At 62.6% G+C, this 21,250-nt stretch carries 17 protein-coding genes; 14 read left to right on the forward strand and 3 right to left on the reverse strand.

What is annotated here, in order from left to right:
- Positions 1-785: 785 nt before the first annotated feature.
- Positions 786-1,748, reverse strand: a complete 963-nt coding sequence (locus BN2476_RS37525; RefSeq protein ID WP_087739258.1) for a LysR family transcriptional regulator — start codon at positions 1,746-1,748, stop codon at positions 786-788.
- 158 nt (positions 1,749-1,906) lie between these two features.
- On the opposite strand from BN2476_RS37525, the gene BN2476_RS37530 reads away from it, so the two are divergent.
- The 6 genes from BN2476_RS37530 (at position 1,907) to rhaS (ending at position 7,951) form a co-directional block, all read left to right on the forward strand.
- Positions 1,907-2,233, forward strand: coding sequence for an L-rhamnose mutarotase (locus tag BN2476_RS37530; RefSeq protein ID WP_087739303.1), 327 nt, complete (start codon positions 1,907-1,909; stop codon positions 2,231-2,233).
- Positions 2,234-2,279: 46 nt separating this feature from the next.
- Complete coding sequence (locus BN2476_RS37535; RefSeq protein WP_087739259.1) at positions 2,280-3,173, forward strand: amidohydrolase family protein; 894 nt, start codon at positions 2,280-2,282, stop codon at positions 3,171-3,173.
- A 45-nt stretch (positions 3,174-3,218) separates the two neighbouring features.
- Positions 3,219-4,763: a sugar ABC transporter ATP-binding protein gene (locus BN2476_RS37540; RefSeq protein WP_087739260.1), complete on the forward strand. Its 1,545-nt coding sequence runs from the start codon at positions 3,219-3,221 to the stop codon at positions 4,761-4,763.
- On the forward strand, positions 4,760-5,833 hold the full coding sequence (locus BN2476_RS37545) for an ABC transporter permease (RefSeq protein WP_087739261.1): 1,074 nt from the start codon (positions 4,760-4,762) through the stop codon (positions 5,831-5,833). Before BN2476_RS37540 ends, BN2476_RS37545 begins: the two co-directional genes overlap by 4 nt.
- Positions 5,826-6,845: an ABC transporter permease gene (locus BN2476_RS37550; protein WP_087739262.1), complete on the forward strand. Its 1,020-nt coding sequence runs from the start codon at positions 5,826-5,828 to the stop codon at positions 6,843-6,845. Before BN2476_RS37545 ends, BN2476_RS37550 begins: the two co-directional genes overlap by 8 nt.
- 98 nt (positions 6,846-6,943) lie before the next feature.
- Entirely contained in the window at positions 6,944-7,951 is a 1,008-nt protein-coding gene (rhaS, locus tag BN2476_RS37555; protein ID WP_087739263.1) for a rhamnose ABC transporter substrate-binding protein, read from the forward strand.
- 101 nt (positions 7,952-8,052) lie between these two features.
- Here the strand turns inward: rhaS and BN2476_RS37560 are convergent, their stop codons facing one another.
- A complete protein-coding gene (locus tag BN2476_RS37560) occupies positions 8,053-8,712 on the reverse strand; it encodes a response regulator (RefSeq protein WP_087739304.1) in 660 nt (219 codons plus the stop codon).
- Between the two features lie 328 nt (positions 8,713-9,040).
- Here BN2476_RS37560 and BN2476_RS37565 point away from each other — a divergent pair, with 328 nt between their 5' ends.
- From BN2476_RS37565 to BN2476_RS37585, 4 genes are all read left to right on the forward strand, one after another.
- The gene (locus tag BN2476_RS37565; protein ID WP_087739264.1) at positions 9,041-9,586 is read left to right on the forward strand and encodes a fimbrial protein; all 546 of its coding nucleotides are present in this window, start codon (positions 9,041-9,043) and stop codon (positions 9,584-9,586) included.
- 115 nt (positions 9,587-9,701) lie between these two features.
- Positions 9,702-10,457 carry a fimbrial biogenesis chaperone gene (locus BN2476_RS37570; RefSeq protein WP_087739265.1) on the forward strand — a complete coding sequence of 252 codons (756 nt, stop codon included), beginning with the start codon at positions 9,702-9,704 and terminating at the stop codon, positions 10,455-10,457.
- A gap of 99 nt (positions 10,458-10,556) precedes the next feature.
- A complete protein-coding gene (locus BN2476_RS37575; protein WP_087739266.1) occupies positions 10,557-13,682 on the forward strand; it encodes a fimbria/pilus outer membrane usher protein in 3,126 nt (1,041 codons plus the stop codon).
- A 530-nt stretch (positions 13,683-14,212) separates the two neighbouring features.
- Positions 14,213-15,118, forward strand: coding sequence for a fimbrial protein (locus tag BN2476_RS37585; RefSeq protein ID WP_143811134.1), 906 nt, complete (start codon positions 14,213-14,215; stop codon positions 15,116-15,118).
- An 85-nt stretch (positions 15,119-15,203) separates the two neighbouring features.
- On the opposite strand, the gene BN2476_RS45960 is transcribed toward BN2476_RS37585, so the two are convergent.
- A complete protein-coding gene (locus tag BN2476_RS45960; protein WP_160111830.1) occupies positions 15,204-15,392 on the reverse strand; it encodes a hypothetical protein in 189 nt (62 codons plus the stop codon).
- A 252-nt stretch (positions 15,393-15,644) separates the two neighbouring features.
- Here BN2476_RS45960 and BN2476_RS37590 point away from each other — a divergent pair, with 252 nt between their 5' ends.
- Genes BN2476_RS37590 through BN2476_RS37605 form a run of 4 tightly spaced genes read left to right on the forward strand, consistent with a single transcriptional unit; the run spans position 15,645 to position 21,194 of the window.
- Positions 15,645-16,514, forward strand: coding sequence for a lysophospholipid acyltransferase family protein (locus BN2476_RS37590; protein ID WP_235851136.1), 870 nt, complete (start codon positions 15,645-15,647; stop codon positions 16,512-16,514).
- A gap of 55 nt (positions 16,515-16,569) precedes the next feature.
- Positions 16,570-17,772 (forward strand): HlyD family secretion protein, encoded by a 1,203-nt coding sequence (locus tag BN2476_RS37595; RefSeq protein ID WP_087739269.1) that lies wholly within the window; start codon positions 16,570-16,572, stop codon positions 17,770-17,772.
- A 4-nt stretch (positions 17,773-17,776) separates the two neighbouring features.
- Positions 17,777-19,894, forward strand: a complete 2,118-nt coding sequence (locus tag BN2476_RS37600) for a peptidase domain-containing ABC transporter (protein WP_087739270.1) — start codon at positions 17,777-17,779, stop codon at positions 19,892-19,894.
- Positions 19,887-21,194 (forward strand): TolC family outer membrane protein, encoded by a 1,308-nt coding sequence (locus BN2476_RS37605; protein WP_087739271.1) that lies wholly within the window; start codon positions 19,887-19,889, stop codon positions 21,192-21,194. Before BN2476_RS37600 ends, BN2476_RS37605 begins: the two co-directional genes overlap by 8 nt.
- Positions 21,195-21,250: the final 56 nt, after the last annotated feature.

The raw sequence follows: 21,250 nt of genomic DNA on the forward strand, positions 1-21,250 counted from the left end.
TCGCTATTTCAGCGTGCCGCGGGCATTCGCGATGCGTTGGTTTGCTTTGCTCTTCGCTGGCATCCGCGATGCGCCTCGCGGCGCGGGCGTTGCCCCTGTGCGGGGCGGCACCTACTTTTCTTTGCAGCGGCAAAGAAAAGTAGGCAAAAGAAAGCCGCTCACACCGCCAGTGCTTGACGGTTACCCACGGGCTCTCGACGTCCCCGTGCTTCGCGCTGCAAGGTGCGGGCCTATGTTGGCTGCCAACGCTCTGGCTAAACGCCTCACCCGCTTCATGCACACGTGGCACGGCTAAGGGTATCGAATGCTTCAGCGCCGCATGTCGGTAGTGAATGGAGGTTGCTGTGTCGTACAGGGCAACACCCGCACTTGTAGCGCCGTCGCGGAGCGAGGGTGTCCTGAGCGGTGCGAATGCCTACACACAGTTTGCCGCAAAGGGGCGCGGGGATATTCGATGTTGCGGGCCGCAATTCAGGTGCATGAAGCAGGGGAGGCGTTCAGGTAGCGCGCTGGCAATGAACATGGGCCATGTGTGTTGCCGGTTGAAGGATGGTGACGTTGAGAGCCCGTGGGTAATCGTCAAGCGCTGGCGGTGTGAGCCCGCTTTCTTTTGCCTACTTTTCTTTGCGGCGGCAAAGAAAAGTAGGTGCCGCCCCGCACAGGGGCAACGCCCGCGCCGCGAGGCGCATCGCGGATGCCCTCGAAGGGCAAAGCAGATCAACGCATTCGCAGACGCCCGCGATAAGGGAAAAAAAACCAACAGCGTCGCAGACAACAAAAAAAACTCAAACCGCCAAGGTCTCCTCACCCGCAAGCCGGTGCGAATGCACCCTCAGCAACTCGACGAAGCGCTGTGCCGGTTCGGCCAGCGCTTCATCCTTGCGCGTGAGGATGCCGAAGCCCGCGAGGCTCTTGCCGATCTCGACGGGTAGCGCGACGAGCAGCTTGCCGCGCACGTGATCGCGCACGACGGACTCCGGCAGCATCGCGATGGCGTCGTAGTTCTCGAGCAGTTGCAGCGTCGCGAAGATCGACGCGCATTCCGTCAGGTTCGCGGGCGTGCCGAGACCCGCGCGCGCCAGCTCTTCTTCGAACAGCATGCGCGCCGGACTCGTGATCGGCTGCGCGACCCACGGCCAGGCCATCAGCTCGGGCAGCGTGATCGACGTACGCTTTGCGAGCGGATGCACCGCGCGCACGACCAGCACGAGCGTCTCCCGCGCGAGCGGCTCGAAGCTGAAATCGTTGTGCTGCAGCGGATCAGTCAGACGTCCGAGCGCCAGATCGATTTCGCGGCGATGCAGCAACTGCACGACCTGATCGCTCGTTTCGCCGAGAATGCACACGTGCAGCAGCGGCCTTTCGGTTTTCAGCGCGGCGACGGCCATCGCGAGCAGATCGGGCGCGGCGCCCATGATTGCGCCGACGGTCAACTGCCCATGGCCGCCTTTGCGCTTCATGTCGAGGTCTTCGGCAAAGCGCGTGAGGTCCGCGAGCGCGCGCCGCGCGTAAGCGAGCGTGACGACGCCGAGCGGCGTCGGCTGCATGCCGCGCGCGTTGCGTTCGAACAGCAGAAAGCCGAGCGCTTCTTCGATGTCGCCGAGCATGCGGCTCGCGCTCGGCTGTGCGACGTTGATGGCGTCGGCGGCCTGATGGACGTTGCGGGCGTCGTCGAGGGCGACGAGCAGCGCAAGATGCTTGAACTTGAGCCGGTTGACGAGGGCGACGGTGGCGGCGTTCTGGCTCATGAGAGGTCGGCAGTATGGGACGGTCAGCGATTCGGTTTGCGTATCGCCCAATCCCAACAACGGATTGAGATGCTATCGACGCCCGAATTATAGTCGCATCGAGACGCTTCCTCAGAGAGCGCAACGTATAAATGAACAAGAGTGGAGACACGCCCGGCATGGAGACAATCGCTTTCCGGATGGTGCTGAACCCCGGCATGCGCGACGAGTACGAGCGCCGGCATCGGGAGATCTGGCCTGAGCTCGTCGATGCGCTGCATCAGGCGGGCGTGCGCGACTATCGCATCTTTCTCGACGAAGGCACGCAGCATCTGTTCGCGATCCTGACGCGCATGGCCGATCATTCGATGGAACGTCTTCCCGATCTCCCCGTGATGCGCAAATGGTGGGATTACATGGCCGACATCATGCAGACGGCGCCCGACCATACACCGCTGCAAGAGCCGCTCGTCCCTGTATTTGAATTGCAGCATCCCTTCAACTGATTCGCGACGCTCGCCGCGCACATGCGCCGGCGACGAAGGACGCGCCATGAAAGTTGTCGACCCGCACATTCACCTGTGGGATCTGAAGACGCATCACTACCTGTGGCTCGCCAATCCGGGCGTGTCGTTCGCCGGCGATGCGCGCGATCTGAAGCACGATTATCTGATCGCCGACCTGCTGAAAGACGCGGGCGATATCGAGCTGCTCAAGTGCGTGCACGTCGAGGCGAATCATGATCCCGCCGATCCCGTCGAGGAGACGCGCTGGCTGCAATCGGTTGCGCAGGCGCCGGGCTCGCGCTCGATGCCGAACGCTATTGTCGCGGGCGTCGATCTGTCGGCGAAGAACGCTGCACAGATTCTCGAAGGACACGCGGCGTTCGCCAATACGCGCGGCGTGCGGCAGATCCTCAACGTGCATCGCGACAAGCTGTATGACTATGTGGGCCGTCATTTCATACGCGAAGCGGCGTGGCGCGAAAACTTCGGGCTGCTGCGCCGACACGGAATGTCGTTCGACATGCAGCTCTATCCGTCGCAGATGGACGAAGCGGCTGCGCTCGCGAGCGAGCATCACGACACGCAATTCATCGTCAATCACGCGGGCATGTTCGTCGACCGCGATAGCGTCGCCGGCTATCGCGCATGGCGCGATGGGATGCGAACGCTCGCGCAATGTCCGAACATCGCGGTGAAGATCAGCGGCCTCGCGATGTTCGATCATCGGTGGACAGTGGAAAGCCTGCGCCCTTACGTACTCGAAACCATCGACACGTTCGGCGTCGAGCGCGCGATGTTCGCGTCGAACTTTCCGGTGGACCGGCAATTCGGTGCATATGGCGACTTGTGGCGCGCGTATGCGTCGATCGTCGGCGCGGCGAGCGACGCGGAAAAAGACGCGCTCTTCGTGCGCAACGCCGAACGGCTCTATCGCATCTGAAGCATCGGAGCATCGACGCATCCGACAACAACACGCGGTCGCAGCATGAAGGAGGAGAGGGTGCAGCTACACACTCAGGAAGTGCCGAGGCTGGAACTGCGGCATGCGAGCAAATCGTTCGGGCGCGTGCGCGCGCTGTCGGACGGCGAGCTGGTGCTATGGCCCGGAGAAGTGCACGCGCTGCTCGGCGAAAACGGCGCGGGCAAGTCGACGCTCGTAAAGATTCTTGCTGGCGTGCATCAGCCCGATACGGGCGAGCTTCGCATCGACGGCATCGAGCGCCGCTTCGCGACACCCGCCGAAGCGCGCGACGCCGGACTCGCTGTCATCTATCAGGAACCGACGCTGTTCTTCGATCTCTCGATTGCCGAGAACATCTTCATGGGACGGCAGCCAGTCGATCGCTTCGGGCGCATCCAGCACGACGCGATGCGCCGCGAAGTCGACAGCCTGCTTGCGTCGCTCGGCGTCGATCTGCGCGCGGACCGCCTCGTGCGCGGTCTGTCGATTGCCGACCAGCAGGTGATCGAGATTGCGAAGGCGCTGTCGTTGAACGCGAACGTGCTGATCATGGACGAGCCGACAGCCGCGCTGTCGCTGCCCGAAGTCGAGCGGCTCTTTGCGATCGTGCGCAAGCTGCGCGAGCGCGACGTCGCGATTCTGTTCATCACGCATCGGCTCGATGAAGTGTTCGCACTGACGCAGCACGTGACGATCATGCGTGACGGCGCAAAGGTGTTCGATGCGCCGACTTCGGAAATGACGACGGAATCGGTTGTCGCGAAGATGGTCGGGCGCGATCTGGAAACGTTCTATCCGAAGGCGGACGTGAAGCCTGGCGACGTGCGGTTGTCGGTGCGCAACCTGACGCGCATCGGCGTGTTTAAGGATGTGTCGTTCGACGTGCGCGCGGGCGAAATCGTCGCGCTCGCGGGGCTCGTCGGCGCGGGCCGCAGCGAAGTGGCGCGCGCGATCTTCGGCATCGATCCCATCGACTCGGGCGACGTGCATATCGCGGGCAAGCGTCTGAAGACGGGCAATCCCGCCGCGGCTGTGCGCGCGGGTCTCGCGCTCGTGCCCGAAGACCGCCGCCAGCAAGGGCTCGCACTCGAACTGAGCATCGCGCGCAATGCGTCGATGACGGTGCTCGGACGGCTCGTGCGCCACGGCCTGATCACGACGCGCAGCGAAACGCAGCTCGCTACGCGCTGGGGCACGCGGCTGCGGCTGAAGGCGAGCGATCCTTCAGCGCCCGTCGGCACGCTGTCGGGCGGCAATCAGCAGAAAGTGGTGCTCGGCAAATGGCTCGCGACGGGCCCGAAAGTGCTGATCATCGACGAGCCGACGCGCGGCATCGACGTCGGCGCGAAGGCGGAGGTGTATGGCGCGCTGTCCGAACTCGTGCAGGAAGGCATGGCCGTGCTGATGATTTCGAGCGAGCTGCCCGAAGTGCTCGGCATGGCTGACCGCGTGCTGGTAATGCACGAAGGCCGCATCAGCGCCGAGATCGCGCGCGCCGACGCGAGCGAAGAGCGCATCATGAGCGCGGCGCTCGGACAATCGGCGGCAATTCTGGGGCGCGCAGCATGATCCGGCATTCGGCTTCTTCACACGCGTCTTCACACGCGGCGCCCATCGGGCACGCGCCGCTGCAACACGCGCGCACGGGGCGCGGTGGCTTCGTCGCGACGATCGCGAAGAGCCGCGAGACGACGCTCTTTATCGTGCTGATCCTGCTGATACTGGGCACGTCGCTCGCGCGGCCGCAGTTCCTGAATCTGCAGAATCTGCGTGACGTGCTGCTCAATGTGGCGATCATCAGTTTGCTCACGGCGGGCATGACGGTCGTGATCCTGATGCGGCATATCGATCTGTCCGTTGGGTCGACGGTCGGGATCAGCGCGTATGCCGTCGGCAGCCTGTACGTCGCGTTTCCGCATATGCCCGTGCTCGTCGCGCTTCTTGCGGGCGTCGCGATCGGGCTCGTCGCGGGCGGCATCAACGCGCTGCTGATCGCAGTGGGGCGCGTGCCGTCTCTCGTCGCGACGCTCTCGACGCTCTACATCTTTCGAGGCGCGGACTACGCATGGGTGCACGGCGGCCAGATCAACGCGACGAGCCTGCCGGATGCGTACTCGCGTCTCGCGACGGGTACGCTGCTCGGGATTCCGACGCTCGCGCTGATTGCAGCCGTGGTGCTGCTCGCGCTGTCGTTCTATCTGAAGCATTTCCGCGCGGGACGCGAGCATTACGCGATCGGCTCGAACCCTGAAGCGGCGCGGCTCGCGGGTGTCAACGTCGAACGGCGCGTGATGTCGGGCTTTCTGCTGTCGGGCGCGATCGCCGGGTTTGCGGGCGCGTTGTGGCTCGCGCGCTTCGGCACCGTCGACGCGAGCACCGCGAAAGGGATCGAGCTTCAGGTCGTGGCGGCCGCCGTGGTCGGCAGCGTGGCGATCACGGGCGGCGTCGGCACGATACTAGGCGCGACGCTGGGCGCGCTGGTGCTCGGCGTGATCAGCATTGCGCTCGTCGTGCTGCACGTGTCGCCGTTCTGGGAGCAGGCTATCGAAGGCGCGCTGATCGTCGCGGCCATTGCCGCCGATACGCTGCTCGCCCGCTCCGTCGCCAAACGCATGATGAGGAAACGCGATCATGGCTAAACCCGATTCCGCGCTGCTCACACGCAAGCGTGAAACGCCGTTGCGCTGGGAAACGTTGCTCGTCGTCGTGCTGATCGCGTCGCTCGGGCTCGGGCGCGTGCTGTCGCCCGTGTTCCTGACGGGCGCGAATCTCAGCAACGTGCTCGCCGATCTGACCGAGATCGCGCTGATGGCGCTGCCGATGACGCTGATCATCGTCGCGGCGGAAATCGATCTCTCCGTGGCGTCGGTGCTCGGCGCATCGAGCGCGCTGATGGGCGTGCTGTGGCACATGGGTCTGCCGATGCCCGTCGTGATCGCGCTCGTGCTGCTTTTCGGCATGCTTGCGGGGCTGCTCAACGGGCTCGTGATCGTGAAGCTGAATCTGCCTTCGCTCGCGGTGACGATCGGCACGCTCGCGCTGTTTCGCGGGCTCGCTTACGTGTTGCTCGGCGATCAGGCCGTCGCGGATTTTCCGGCCGGCTATACCGCGTTCGGCATGGACACGCTCGGCGGCACGTTCGTTCCGCTGCCGTTCGTGATCGTGATCGTATGCGCGGTGCTCTTCACCGTTTTGTTGCAGGCGACGGCATTCGGCCGCAGCCTGTATGCGATCGGCGCGAACTCGACGGCGGCTGCGTTCTCGGGCATCGAGGTCGCGAAAGTGCGGCTGCGTCTCTTCGTATTGTCGGGGCTGGTGAGCGCGCTCGCGGGCATCGTCTACACGCTGCGCTTCACGAGCGCGCGCGGCGACAACGGCGAAGGCTTCGAGCTGTCGGTGATCGCGGCCGTGCTGTTCGGCGGCGTGAGCATTTTCGGCGGACGCGGATCGATGGTCGGCGTGCTGCTGTCGCTGTTGATCATCGGCGTGCTGAAGAATGCGTTGACGCTCGACGATGTATCCAGCGAAACGCTGACCATCGTGACGGGCGCGCTGCTGCTCGCATCGGTACTGATTCCGAACGTGGTCGCGCGCTGGCGCGCGATGCGCGACCGCAAGCTGATTGCCGCGCAAACGAAGGCCCTACCGTAGACGAAGGTAGAAGAAGGTAGAAGAAGCGTCAGACGGACAACGTGTTCAATCGACAAACCCGGACCGCACAAGTCCGATCCACCACCAGGAGACAACACATGAACAGACCACTGCGTCACGCGGGAGCGTTGATGCTCTGCGCGGCCTTGCTCGGCATCAGCGCCGCGGCGGGCGCGGCCGGCATCAAGTCCGGCCTGAAGATCGCGTTCGTGCCGAAGCAGATCAACAACCCGTACGAAGTGATCGCCGACGACGGCGGCATGGCCGCGATCAAGGAATTCAACGGCGCGGGCAAGGTGGTGGGACCGTCGGACGCGGGGGCTTCGTCGCAGGTGTCGTACATCAACACGCTGACGACGCAACGCCAGGACGCGATCGTGATCGCGGCGAACGACGCGAACGCGCTCGTGCCGTATCTGAAGAAGGCGATGTCGCAAGGCATCAAGGTCGTGACGTTCGACTCCGACACGGCGCCCGAGGGCCGTCAGCTGTTCGTGAATCAGGCGAACGCGGAGAGCATCGGGCGCGGCCAGATCCAGCTGGTGTCGAAGCTGATGGGCGGCGAGGGCGAGTTTGCGATCCTGTCCGCGACGCCGAACGCGACGAACCAGAACACGTGGATCAAGTGGATGCAGGAGGAGCTGAAGAAGCCCGAGTATTCGAAGATGAAGCTCGTGAAGATCGCGTACGGCAACGACGACGATCAGAAGTCGTTCGTCGAGACGCAAGGGCTGTTGCAGGCGTATCCGAACCTGAAGGCGATCGTCGCGCCGACGTCGGTGGGCATTGCGGCGGCGGCGCGGTATATCTCGTCGTCGTCGAGCAAGGGCAAGGTCGCTGTCACGGGCCTCGGCACGCCGAACCAGATGCGCGCGTTCGTCAAGAACGGCACCGTGAAGGCGTTCCAGTTGTGGGACCCGGGCCAGTTGGGCTATCTCGCCGCTTATGCGGCCGCCAGTCTCGCGTCGGGTGCGATCACGGGCAAAGAGGGTGAATCGTTCGACGCGGGCAAGCTCGGCAAGCGCACGATCGGCCCGCAAGGCGAGATCATTCTCGGGCCGCCGACCACGTTCGACGCGAACAATATCGACAACTTCAATTTCTGACGCGTTTCAGTTTGCTTGACGGAAGTAAGGCCGCTTGCGCGATGCAAGCGGCCTTTTTCTTTGCTGCGCACGTTGTGAGCGCGGCGAGCCGCGCAGCTGCATCAGGCGAGCCCGTGTTCGTGTGCGTATTTGACGAGATCGGCGTTCGTCTCCAGGCGGAGCTTCTTCATTGCCGTGCTCTTTTGCGTGGCGACCGTCGAGATCGACCGGTTCACCTGCCGCGCGATGTCGGTCAGCGATGCGCCTGCCGCGAAGTGCCGTATCACTTCCAACTCCTTCTTCGTCAGCATCGGCTTGCCGCCTTGCAGCGCGTCGCCGCCCACGCGACGCAGCAGGCGTGCGCGGATCTTCTGCGAAAAGTAAGGCCGTCGATGGCTGGTCACTTCGCGCACCGCGGCCTGGAATTCCGCGATCCCCTCGGTCTTGTCGACGATGCCGGACACACCGGAGCGGGACAGCCGGATCAGCGTGTCGTCGTTGTTGAGCATCGTAAACACGACGATGGGAATGCGCGGGCATTGCCTGCGCAGGCGAGCGATCAGGGCGAGTCCATCGGCATCGCGCTGCGTGCTGTCCATCGAAAAGTCCGTGACGATCAGGTCCCACTGGCCGCTGGACAGCGTCTCCAGCAGCTCCATTCCCGACTTCACGGCCGCGTTGACGGTAAAGCCGGGAAGACTGCTTAGCGCGTTGATGACAGCATGTCGGATCACCGGGTGGTCATCGGCAATGGCAATCCTGAACTCGCGTGTGGCGTTCATGATAGTAAGGCGGCGCGGGCCCTGCGGCCGCTGCATGCGGAAGATTTGAGATGAAGACCTGCTGATCGGTGGTGACTCGTCTGCAGTTCTGAAGTGACGCGGATTCTATATCGCCGTGTGCCGACGAATCAAACGTATGTCGTAAGGATGACGAAAATATACACGGATGAGCCTGTTATATCGCAATCGCTAGAAATTTCGAAGAAATCCGATACCGAAATGCATCAACGATCAGCATAATTTCGTCGGACGGTTCGAGGCACTTTCTGGTTGTGCAGATGCCGTCAAACAGTTTGCTGCTTCCCGATTCTATTTGTGAGAAAAAGATATGAAAGTCAAAAAGTCAGGACTGCTGATCGCGACGGCTATCGCTGCGGGCGCCGCGCTGCCGACGGCTTCGTTTGCGTCGGATGGGACGATCACGTTTACCGGCAACATCACGCCCAACACCTGCACGATCAGCGGTAACGGCGGTGGCCCGTCGTTCACCGTGCAGCTGCCGCCCGTGTCGGTGGGGTCGTTTACCGCCAGCAGCCCGGTTTCGGGCAAAACGCCGTTCAACATCGCTCTGACCAACTGCACTCCGAGTACGGGCTCTGCCAGCGTGTACTTCGAACCGGGCGCGAGCGTCGATCTGTCGACCGGTCAATTGAAGAACATGACGGGAACGGCGACGTACGTCCAGGTTCAACTGCTGGACAGCAACGAGCAGAAGGTGGTCATCGGTGCGGGCTACAGTCCGAGCAACCAGACATGGGTTTCCATCGTCAACGGCAGCGCAACGATGACCTACAAGGCTGCGTATGCAATGACGGGCACGGTCGGCGCGGGTACCGTGAACACCACGACGATGTACTCGATCGTTTACCAGTAAGCAATTGCAGTCGCAGGTTCATACCTGCGTTCCTTGCGGCCGTCATCTGGTTGAGGGGCGGCCGCGAGAAATCCATGGTGAACTCAGGTTCGCCGGTCCATGCGAGTGAAGTGAGATGGCGGTGCGGAAAAAGCTGGCGGCGGTTTTGACGGTGGTCGCGTTGGCGGCCGGTGTATCGAGTGTTCAGGCGAGCGTGGTCATTAACGGGACGCGTGTGGTTTATCCGTCCGACGAGCGCGAGGTGACGGTCAAGCTCGTCAACGAGGGTGCGGGCCCGGCGTTGGTTCAGGCCTGGCTAGATACGGGCGACCCCGCGACGCTGCCCGAAGATGCAAAGGTTCCGTTCAGTCTGTCGCCGCCGCTGTTCCGTCTCGACTCCAGGAAGGGGCAGAGCTTGCGTCTGGTGTACTCGCAAGAACCATTGGCGCAAGACAGAGAAACCCTGTACTGGCTCAACGTGCTCGACGTGCCGCCGGTCGTCAACGGCCCGGCCGCAGAAAAGAACAGTCTGCAGGTGGCATTTCGCACGCGCATCAAGGTATTTTTCCGGCCCGCGGGTCTGCCGGGCAACTCGCGCGAAGCGCCCGCGCAAGTCACCTGGAAATTCGTCAAGAGCGCCAAGGGTGGATACGCGCTGCAGGCAACCAATCCCACGCCCTATTACGTGACTTTTGCGCACGTTGGCGCGATGGCTGGCGGCAAGAAGTGGTTCAACGAAAAGGGCGGCATGGTCGATCCGGGTTCGACGGCGGAGTTCGAGATCGAAAGTCCAGCACCGTCGGTAGCCGTACCCGAAGAAGTCGACTATCGCTTCGTCGACGACTACGGCGCGGGCGTGGATGGCATTTACCGCGCGCCTGGCGCCCGATAAGCCGGCAACACGATTACACAGACCTTGGCGCACTGCACTTGTGCTGCGCCGGGACGAGTGTGCGCAGCGCATTTGTGCAGAACGAACAACGAACCAACCATGCGTACCAGAGAACAGTCCACTTTTGCATGTGAAAGTAGCAGGCCCGCCGTCAGGCGCAGCCACGCGCTGATGCTTGGCGCGCTTGCCGCGTCGGTGTCGGCCGTGGGTCACGCGCAAACGTCGACCGTCCCTGACGTTCGGTTCAACGACGACTTCCTGATGAAGCCACGCGGGCGGAACATCGACATTTCCCGCTTCGAGCGTGGCAATCCGATTCCTGCCGGCGACTATCCCGTCGACATTTACGTCAACGGTAACTGGAACGGCAAGGGGCTGGTGCGTTTCATTGCACAGGAAGGGAAGGACAGCGCCGTTCCTTGCATCGACAAGGCATTGCTGCAGCGCCTTGGGCTCAACTTCGACGTGTTGCCGGACGCCACACGCGCCGAGATTCAAAGGGCGGGGGCGGGAGCGTGCGTCGATCTTGCGGCCATCTCCGAGAGCGCTTCGTATCAGTTCGACATGTCGGATCTGCGCTTCGATGTCAGCTTGCCCCAGGCTATCGTGCTGCGTGCGCCACGAGGTTATGTGAGCCCGGAACTGTGGGATGAAGGCGTGCCGTCCGCGACGCTCGGCTACAACGCGAGCACGTTCCATTATTCAGGGCATGGTAATTCGGGCACGCAGTCGTTCATTGCGCTGAACGCGGGCATCAATATCGGCAGCTGGCATTTTCGCCAGCAGTCGTCATTGCAGCAGGCGACAGGCCATGGCACGACGTATCAGGACATCGCGACATATCTGCAGCACGATATTCCGTCGCTGAAGAGTCAGCTGATTCTCGGTGATTCGTATACCGACGGCGCGGTGTTCGACAGCATCGGCGTGCGCGGCGTGCAGCTCATAACCGATGACCGCATGCTGCCCGATTCGCTCCGGGGTTACGCGCCCGTGATTCGCGGCATCGCGACGTCGAATGCGCGCGTCACGGTAACGCAGAACGGCAACCGTCTGTATGAAACGGTCGTCGCACCGGGGGCGTTCGAAATCAACGATCTCTATGCGACCGGTTATGGCGGGAATCTGCTCGTCACCGTGACGGAGGCTGACGGTAGCCAGCACAGCTACACAGTTCCGTATGCCTCGGTGACGCAGTTGCTGCGTCCGGGCGCGACGCGCTACAACCTCATCGGTGGCGTGATCCGCGACGCGCAGATCGATCATCATAACGCGCTCGTGCAAGGCACGATTCAGCGAGGCATCAGCAACGCAGTCACCGGGTATGCAGGCACGATCCTCGCGGACGGATATATCGCCGGACTCGTCGGCGCGGCCTTCAATACGCCGTTTGGCGCATTGTCCGCCGACGTCACCGAAGCTCAGGCGAGCGTTCCTCACAGTCATCAGGGCACGACGGGGCAGAGCTTCCGTATCGGCTACAGCAAGTTCCTGCCGCGGACGGATACGAACCTGGCGGTGGCGGCGTATCGCTATTCGTCGAGCGGCTTTTGGACTTTGCGCGATGCGATGCTTGGCCGCGACTCGTCGCTTTCCGGGCAGGATCCGGCGCGTGTCGATCGTCAGCGCAATCAGATTCAGGTGACGCTCAATCAGAGTCTCGGCGAGAAAGCGGGCAACCTGTACGTCGTCGGCTCGACCGCGGACTACTGGAATCGGCGTGGCACGATGACGCAATTCCAGCTCGGCTATAACAACACGGCGCGGCTGTTCGAAACGCCCGTGAGCTACAACCTGTCGATGGGGCGTCAGTCGAATGGCGTAAACGGTCAGATCAGCAATCAGGTGTACGCGAGCGTGTCGGTGCCGCTCGGCAAGTCGCCTCGCGCGCCGCAGCTCACGACGAGCGTCGTGCACGACAGCAATTCGGGCTGGTCCGAGCAGGCCATGCTGACGGGTTCTGCTGGTGTGGACAGCCAGTTCAGCTATGGCGTCTTTGGCTCGCATATGCCGGGTTCGACGACGGGCGGCGGCAATGCGCAGTATCGCAGTCCATATGCGACGTTCGCGGGCAGCGCGAGCGGGGGCGCCGGCTACGCGCAGGCTTCCGCAGGCATTCAGGGTGCGATTGTGGCCCATCCGGGCGGTGTAACGCTTGCCAACTATCTTGGCGACACGATTGCCGTCGTCGAGGCAAAAGGCGCCGAGGGCGCGCGCGTCACGAACGGATCGGGCGTGCGCATCGATAGCCGCGGCTATGCCGTCGTGCCTTATCTGGCGCCTTACGCTCTCAATACCGTCGACATCGATCCGAAGGGCATTCCCCTTGACGTCGAATTCAAGGCGACGAGCCAGCAGATCGCGCCGCGTGCGAACTCCGTGGTCATGGTGCGTTTCCCCACGGTGATCGGACGGTCCGCCGTCATCTCCACGAAGCTGCCCAATGGCGCGTCGTTGCCGTTCGGCGCGACGGTCACGGACGACAAGGGCAATGCCGTCGGCGCGATCGGTCAGAACAGTCAGCTGTTCGTGAGCGGCGTCGCGGACGAAGGCACTCTGATTGCGAAGTGGGGCAGCGAGGCGGACCAGACATGCGAGATCGCGTACCGCTTGCCGCCGAAGTCCGAGGACAGAGGCGCGTATGCACATGCAACGGGTGTGTGCGGTGACGTCGGTATCGCATCGAATGGCGCATCGAAGCAGGCGGCTGCGTCCAAGCCCATTGTCGTCGAAAGCAAGCCCGTCGCGGCGATGGACGGTGCGCAGTCCGCCGGACATGCACCCGCCGCCGCGACTGCCGCGCCCAGCGCGCAGGAAGCTGCGCGCCGCACGTTGCCGGCGACACCGGTTGAGCCGGTGGCCGCAGCAACCGCGATCAGGCCTGTCGCTCTGGCGCCGACCTTCCCGACGCTCGCGCGAGCGGCTAACGCGCCGCTGCGCGTGCCGACAGAGGTCGTCAAGCGCACGTCGGCGTGGGACGACTGGCAGCCGAAGCCCGCCATCTCCACGGGCGAAAGCCAGCCGCCAGTCGATGCGGCGCCCGTGGTCAGCACGAGCTACGCGGCGCCCGCCATCGAAGAAACAGTGGCGTCCAATGTCGCGACGACCGACCAGACGGACGGCGCCGGGCGCCTGATGCAGTTGATGAGCGCTGCGCCAGTGACGATGAAGGCACGCGTCTCGACTTTGTCGATGGTGTCGATGGACAGCGGAGCCGGGCAATGACGCGGCGTTGCGCGGGATTGTACGGATGTCTGAATGTTTGCGATGCAAACATCGCACAGGCGGATGAAATCACAGAGGTGAATGAAATGCACGGATATCTGTATCGGGTGGCGCGAGCTACGTCGATGGCTGCTGCTTTCGCAGCGACAATAACCTTCGCGAGCAGTGCGCTGGCGAGCGGGCCTATGGTTGGACCGTTCACGCAGCAGTTCATGGCGGGCGGCGCAAACCCGCGTGGTCCCATCGTCACTCAGCGGGCAATCACGGCGGCACCTGTTGGCGCTTCTGCGGCGATTGCGAATCAGCCTGCCAATGCGGCTGCTCAGTCTTCACAACAGCAAGGCGGTAGGCGGGGCGGCGGGAGGGTGTTGTAATGCGTGCGTTTTTCTCGTACCTGGTCGCATGTTTTACGCAGAGAGAGCGGAAGGCGAGGCGGCTCGGGCTTGTTGCGCGCCTTCTGGTCTGTGCGTTGCTGCGCCGTTGGCGCACACGCGGCCACCTGCACGGCAAATCCCACGGCGTCCTTTTTGATGGCCTTTCCCGCCGCGATCGTCGTTCCGCGAGATCTTCCCATCAATTCCCCAATACCCGATGCATCGTTCAGTGTCAGTACCACAGTGCCGGCCGACGGAACGCATGGAGTCACATGCACGTTTACCGGTTCCGAAACCGTGCCCGCCGTTTTCACGAACTATCAAGGTGGTCTCTCGTCGGGGAACGTAACGCCGATTGGTAGTACAGGGATTGGCTACACACTGGTGTCGAACCTTGGCAGCACCTATGTGACGGGCACAAAGAACCTGGGCGCTGCCGTCTTCGCGACAAACTCGACATGTCTCGCGACGCCTTGTTACCTGACGTTGGGACCCACTGTGACAATGCAGCTTGTCAAATTGCAGCAGACGCTCAGCAACCCTATGCTGCCGGGCGGCGAGTATATGGACGTCACGATTGGCGGACTGGTGTCCACGACGATATCAGTCTCAAGTCCTATTCAGATCACCAGCCAGACCTGTTCGGTCACCACGCCGTCGATCAACGTGGATCTCGGAAGTGTACCCGTCAGGAAGTTCACAACGGTGGGGTCGTCGTCTGATCCGGTGAATTTCAACATCGGAGTCGATTGCACCGGGCTGACCACAAATCTGAATATCACGTTCACCGATGCGTTCAACCCGTCGAACCGGACGAACACGTTGCCGTTGAGTTCGACATCGATCGCCAGCGGCGTCGGCATCCAGATCTTGCGCAACGGGGCGGCTGTTTCATACGGACCTGATTCGAACATCGCTGGCACGACCAATCAGATCGCGATCGGACAGGTGACGGGCACCACAACCACAATCCCGCTGACCGCGCGCTACGTGCAGACAACATCAACCATCCGCGGCGGTTCGGCAAATGGAGCGGCCACGTTCACGATGTCGTATCAATAGCGATGGCCCATGGGACAAGCATTCAAGAATTGACAGGGATAGCAATATCGCTGTTGGTGTTAGCAGTAGAAGTAGTTGTGTCTTTTCATAATTTTTTTAGTAGGTAACAGAAAATGCAAAAAGTCGAACGTAACGTTTTGGAGCAATCGAAGATCGCAGGCGGTTGCTGCAAGTGCTGCAGCAAGCCGAAGACGCCGCCGGCACCGCCGGCAGGCGGCGGCAACAACAATGGCGGCAGCACGCTGTAATCGCCGATTCGGTGCATCTCGGTCATCTTTGACCTTGTAGCGCTGACATAGCCCCACGCCCCGAGCGTGGGGCTTTTTCGCTTGTTTGCCTGCATGTCGCGCAGACTTGCATCGATCCACGCAATAGCTCGCCGTTCACCGAACGGCTGTTATCCGATCCCGATCGCAGAATCTCTCACTTTATGATGTCGTGGAAGTCTCCGCTCGAGTGGCCTGGCGCCGTTCGGCGCCGCCTGGATCGCGCTTTCAAAAGCATCGGTCGTTTCGCACTTCGCGCGATGATGTCGCGCATTCCGCCCGGCGCGATCGAGCCGCTCGCCAGTGCAATCGTGTTCTGTCAAAAGTTATACAGTCCCAACATCCGCTGGAGCGGGATCGAGCGCCGCGAGTTCGCGCTAGATGTGATGAAGAAGGGCGGCCTGAGCACCCGTCGCCTGCTCGCAGCCCGCACCCTGGAAAAGCTGGTCGACCAGCGCCTTCACTTCGGCCGTCAACGCCGTTTCGCGGAAGCATGGCCCGACCTTCAACGCGTCGCCGGCACGCTTGCGCAGACCATCGCGCGACTGAAGAGCGAAGCGCCCGGACGCCCCATCATCGTTTCGCCGTTTCACTATGTGTCGCAGTACGCGAACATCTACGTGATCGACGATCTGCGCGCGAAGCTCGGCCTTGCGCGCATCGGCGTCGTATCCGGTGTGCAGCGCGATCTCTACGGCAGCGACGACGCGATGATCCCCAACGTGGATGTGCTGTACACGTATAGCCAGGACAATCGCAGCGGCCTTGGCCTGCAGGTCGCGCGCTCGCTCAGGCGCAATGGCGTCGTCGTGATCTTCGCCGACGTGCCGCCGTACACGTTGCATCGTTATCCGATGGAGACCGTCGGCGTGTCGATCTTCGGCCGCGCGGCGCGCATCCACAACGGCGTGTTCCGCATGGGAGCGCCGCTCGACGCGATCGTGTTGCCGTTCTATCTCCGCTTCGAGCGTGGCAGGTTCGACGGTACTGTTCTCGAGCCCATACGGCTCGCCGATCCCGACGCGCCGCAACGCGTCGCGCGCCAGATCGAACAGGCGCTCATGACCAATTTCGAGCGCTCTCTCGTCGCGGGGCATCCTTCCCTGTATGCGTTTGCGCCCGCGAAGTAGCACGTAAATAGCTCTTAGAGAATCAATGCGGGCTGTACCAGTCGCGCAGAACACTATGGAACCAACCCCTCTTCCTCAATTCAAGGACGTGCCGTGGCGATGGATTGCGTACTTTGCGTCAGGCATCGTCGTCGCGGCCGTCGCATTCGGATTTCTGCATCAGGTCGAACTCAAGCAGGACGTCCAGTGCGAAATCGTCTCGCCATCCGACGTGAAAGTACAGGGCTTGAACGGGCTCGTGTCGTCTGTCTATGTGCGTCCCGGCGAGCGTGTGATCGCGGGCATGCCGCTTTTCAGCGTGCAACGCGACCTGTCGCTTGCGAGCGATGGGCGCCAGCGGCCCATGTTCGACGAACAGATGCGCGATGAGCAGATCCGCACCGCCGATCAGCAGTACGAGCAACGCAAGGCGCAGTTGGGCGCGCAGCTCGACGCGTCAAATGCGACGGCCGAAAGCCGCCGCGCCGAGGTGGCCGCGCTCGACGAGCAAGTCGCGCAAAACCGGCAACTCGTCGCCGAGGCACAGCGCAAGCTGAGCCGGCTGCAATCGGTGTCCGACTACGTGAGCGCCGATCGCATCGAGCAGGCGAGCGCCGACATGCATCAGGCGAAGGTTGCGGTCGCGCAAGGTGTCGCGCGGCATGAGCAACTGAACGGCGAAATCGCGACGCTGCGCAGCACGCAAAGCGATCTGGCAGCACAGCTGAAGGAGAACGATGCCAGGCATGCTCGCGATGTTCAGGACATCCAGATGCGCTTCGAACAGACGCGCCAGAATTCCACGATTTCCGCGCCGAAGTCGGGTGTCGTCACGTTCTCCGCACTCGTGGCCGGTCGCACGCTGGACCCTGCCGATGTTGCGCTCGTGATTTCCACCGACGACAAAGGCGCGCTGCGCGCCGCGCTGCGCATCCCGTCGCGCCGCCGCGGCTTCGTGCAGACAGGACAGACGGTGCGTCTCAAGTTCGACGCATATCCCTACGTGAAATTCGGCACCTACGAAGCGCGCATCGACGCAATCTCGCAGACCTCGGTCCAGTCGCCGATGTCGCCATCGCTTGCGACGGCGATGGGGCAGAAGGACAACGGCGACGGCGATTTCATGGCGTGGGCGACTTTGCGCGGCAAGACGTTCGACTACGGCAAGCAGCACTTCGACATCCTGCCCGGCATGCGCGCGACGGCGAGCATCGTCGTCGAGCGCAGAACGATTGCGGAGTGGGTACTTGAGCCGTTGTTTCGCATGATCAGAGGTTGAAGGAATGCGCACGATCTATCAAAACGAAGTCGCGGAATGCGGCTACGCGTGTCTTGCGATGGTGCTCACGCATCTCGGCCGCGCAACCGAAGTGCGCGAGCTGTCTGCGTATCGGCCCATCTCCGCGAACGGCCTCTCGTTGATGGACCTCTATGACATGGCCACCGAGTTCGGACTGGCGGTGCAGGCCTATCGTTTCGGACTCGAAGACGTGCCAACCATCAGGCGCGGCTCGATCCTTCATTTCGGCGGCGCGCATTTTGTCGTCTTCGAGAAGTGCGGGCGTGGCTATGTGCAGGTCATCGACCCGGCGACGGGGCGGCGGCGTATTTCGATGGACACCTTCGCGGCCGCCGTGTCGGGCTTCCTGCTCGAATGTTCGCCGACACCCGGCATGCCGCGCGTGAAGGTGAAATCCCAGGTTCCGAAAGCACTGGCGCGCGTGCGTGCGCTCAATCCGGATCTGCGCAGGCATCTCGCGAAAGTGATGTTCGTGATGCTCGGCAGCCAGTTCGCGATTCTCGCGGCGCCGTACCTCGGCAGCCTGGTGCTCGACTATGTCGTCGCGGCCGACAACGTCGATCTGTTGAACGTGCTTGCGCTGACGTTCGCGGGCATTTTTGCCGTCGGGGCGTTGAGCCAATACGTGGAAACGCGGCTGATCGAACTGCTGCATCAGCGCACGCAGATCAACACGACGGAAGGGCTGCTGGGGAAGCTATTGCGCAATCCGATGTCGTGGTTCGAAAAGCGCCATGTCGGCGACGTTTTTGCGCGTCTCAAGGCACAGGACGAAATCAGCGTTCAGGCCGTCCGCACTTTCACGCATATGTGCGTGGACACGGCCGTCGGCGTGCTCGCGCTCGCGCTGATGCTGATCCAAAGCCCACGGTTGACGGCCTTCGCGCTGGCGATCTTCGTGGTCTATCTGTCGATTGCGCTGGGCATGTTCGCTCGGATGCGCGACAACCATGCGCTCGTGCTCGAAACTTCCGCGCGCTGCGACGATGCGCTGATCGAGACGATACGCGCCGCGTCGCTGATCAAGCTCGCGCAAGGCGAGACGCGGCGAACGGCAATCTTCATGACGAAGTATCGCGAGTATGTCGCGGCGCTCTTGACCGACAACCGCTTGAGCAGCGCGCGCGATGCCATCCTCAAAGCGGTGCAGTACGCCGATACGCTCGCGATCACCTGGTTTTCCGCACGGCTGATGCTGGGCGGCAAGGTATCGGTCGGCGTGTTCTATTCGTTTTTGATCTACAAGTCGCTGATGTCCGAGCGCTTTGCGCGCACCGTCAACGGCGTGTTCTCGCATTTCATGCTCAGCGTGCCCGTGGCGCGCGTGGACGATATCGCCGAGTGTGAAGAAGAGCGCTATACGCCGGCCGCCGATACGAATCGCGCAACGGAAGTGCGTGCGTTCGAGCGCATCGACGTGCGCGATGTCACGTTCAGCTATGGCGTGTCCGATCAGCCTGTGCTGAAGAACGCGAGCATTGAGATTAACGTGGGCGACAAGATCGCGATCACGGGGCCATCGGGCGCGGGCAAGTCGACGCTCTTCAAGCTGCTTTCAGCCGCGGAACCTCTTCAACAAGGGCATATTTCGCTCAACGGCATCGCATGGCCGAACCTCACCGTCGACGAAATCCGCCGTCACGCAGCGCACATGCGGCAGGGCGATCTGATCCTGCACGGCTCGATCGCGGATAACGTGTCGCTGTTCTCGGGCAATATCGACGAGGCGCGCGTGCAATCGGTACTCGAAGACGTGGGCCTGTGGAACGACGTGATGCGTTTGCCGATGCGCACGCGCACCGTTATCAGCGACACGATCGCCAACATCTCCGCGGGGCAGCGTCAACGCCTGTTGCTTGCCCGTGCGCTCTATCAGCAGCGCAGCCTGTTGCTGCTCGACGAGCCCACGTCGAATCTCGATCCTGCATCCGTCAAGCACATCGGCGCGCTGCTGCAGCGCCTCGATTGCACGGTCGTCGCGATTACACACGACATGTCGCTTGCCGCGAGCTTCGGCACGCGCTACCGGCTCATCGACGGCGCGTTGATGCGCGAGCCGTCAAATCATGGTCATATCGAAGTGGAACCGTTGCATGCGTAGTTTCAAACACTCAATCGGGATGGCGGCAGCACTCTGTTTGCTCAACGCGAGCGCAAGCGCTCAGGCCACCGATCTCGTCACCGTCGTGCAGCAGGCGCTCGGGCGCGATGCCGATCTGGCGCAGGCGCGGGCCGCTCAGGTCGCTTCGAAAGAGGCGGTGCCGCAAGCGCGCGCAGCTCTTTTGCCGCAGATATCCGGGGGCTGGGGACGCACGTACAACAGCATCGCGACGCAAGGTTTCCCGCGCACGTCGTACTGGCAGAACGGCTGGACCGTGTCGCTCACGCAGCCGATCTTCGACTGGACCAAATGGGAGGCATACAGGCAGGCCGACTACGTCGAGGCGTTGGGCGCGGTCAATGTGGACTTCGCGCAGCAGACGGCATTACTGCGCGCCGTGCGCGCCTACTTCGACGAACTCGCGGCGGAGGACGAAGTGAAGCGCGCGTCCGACTACGGCGCCGCCGTCGATGCGCAGATCCAGATTCTGCAGCGCAACCGCGTGGCCGGCGAGGCGACCGTCATCGACATGCGCGAAGCGCTGACGGCGCGCGAGCAGGTCACGTTGCAGCAGTCGGAAGCGCAAAGCGCGCTTGCCGCGAAGCGCCGCGCGCTGGAACAGGTGACAGGCGTGCCGTTCGGCGCGCCGTCGCGTTTGCCCGATACGCTTGCGCTGCCGCGTCTCGCACCCGAGGACGCCGATGCGTGGGCGAATCAGGCAAAGGATCATGGCTATCCGGTGCAACAGAAGCAGCTCGAATGGCAAGTCGCGAAATTCGATGTCGGCAAGGCGAAGGGCGAGCATTATCCGTCCGTCTTTCTGACGGGCAGTTATACGCCGTCGGGCGCGGCATCCGGCTACGCACGACCGACGACGACGGCAACGGGTATGCTCGCCGTGTCGATACCGCTTTACTCGGGCGGGGCGACGCAATCGAAAGTCAGGCAAACCGAGGCGCTGCAGGACGAGGCGATGCAAGCGCTCGTCGGCGCGACGCGCACGGCCGACGCATCCGCTCGCGACAACTACGCGCGCTATCAGCAAGGCCGCGCACGCGTGGACATGCTCGTGCATCTGCTCGCGTCGTGCCGCGAAATGCTCGCGGCCACACGGGTCGGCTACAAGGTCGGCACGCGCACGAGCACCGATGTCTTGCGCGCGATCGATACGCTGTATTCGACGCAGCGCGATCTGCTTGCCGCACGCTACGACGCCGTCGTCACGTTGTTGCAGCTAAAAGGCGATACGTCGACGCTGAGTCTCACGGATGTCGTCGAGATCAACACGATGCTTCGTTGAACTTCAACTGTTCGTCAAGAACTGTCAAAAATGAAGGGGCGGGGGGAAAGGCGTCA

It is taken from the genome of Paraburkholderia piptadeniae (assembly GCF_900007165.1).
Classification (GTDB): domain Bacteria; phylum Pseudomonadota; class Gammaproteobacteria; order Burkholderiales; family Burkholderiaceae; genus Paraburkholderia; species Paraburkholderia piptadeniae.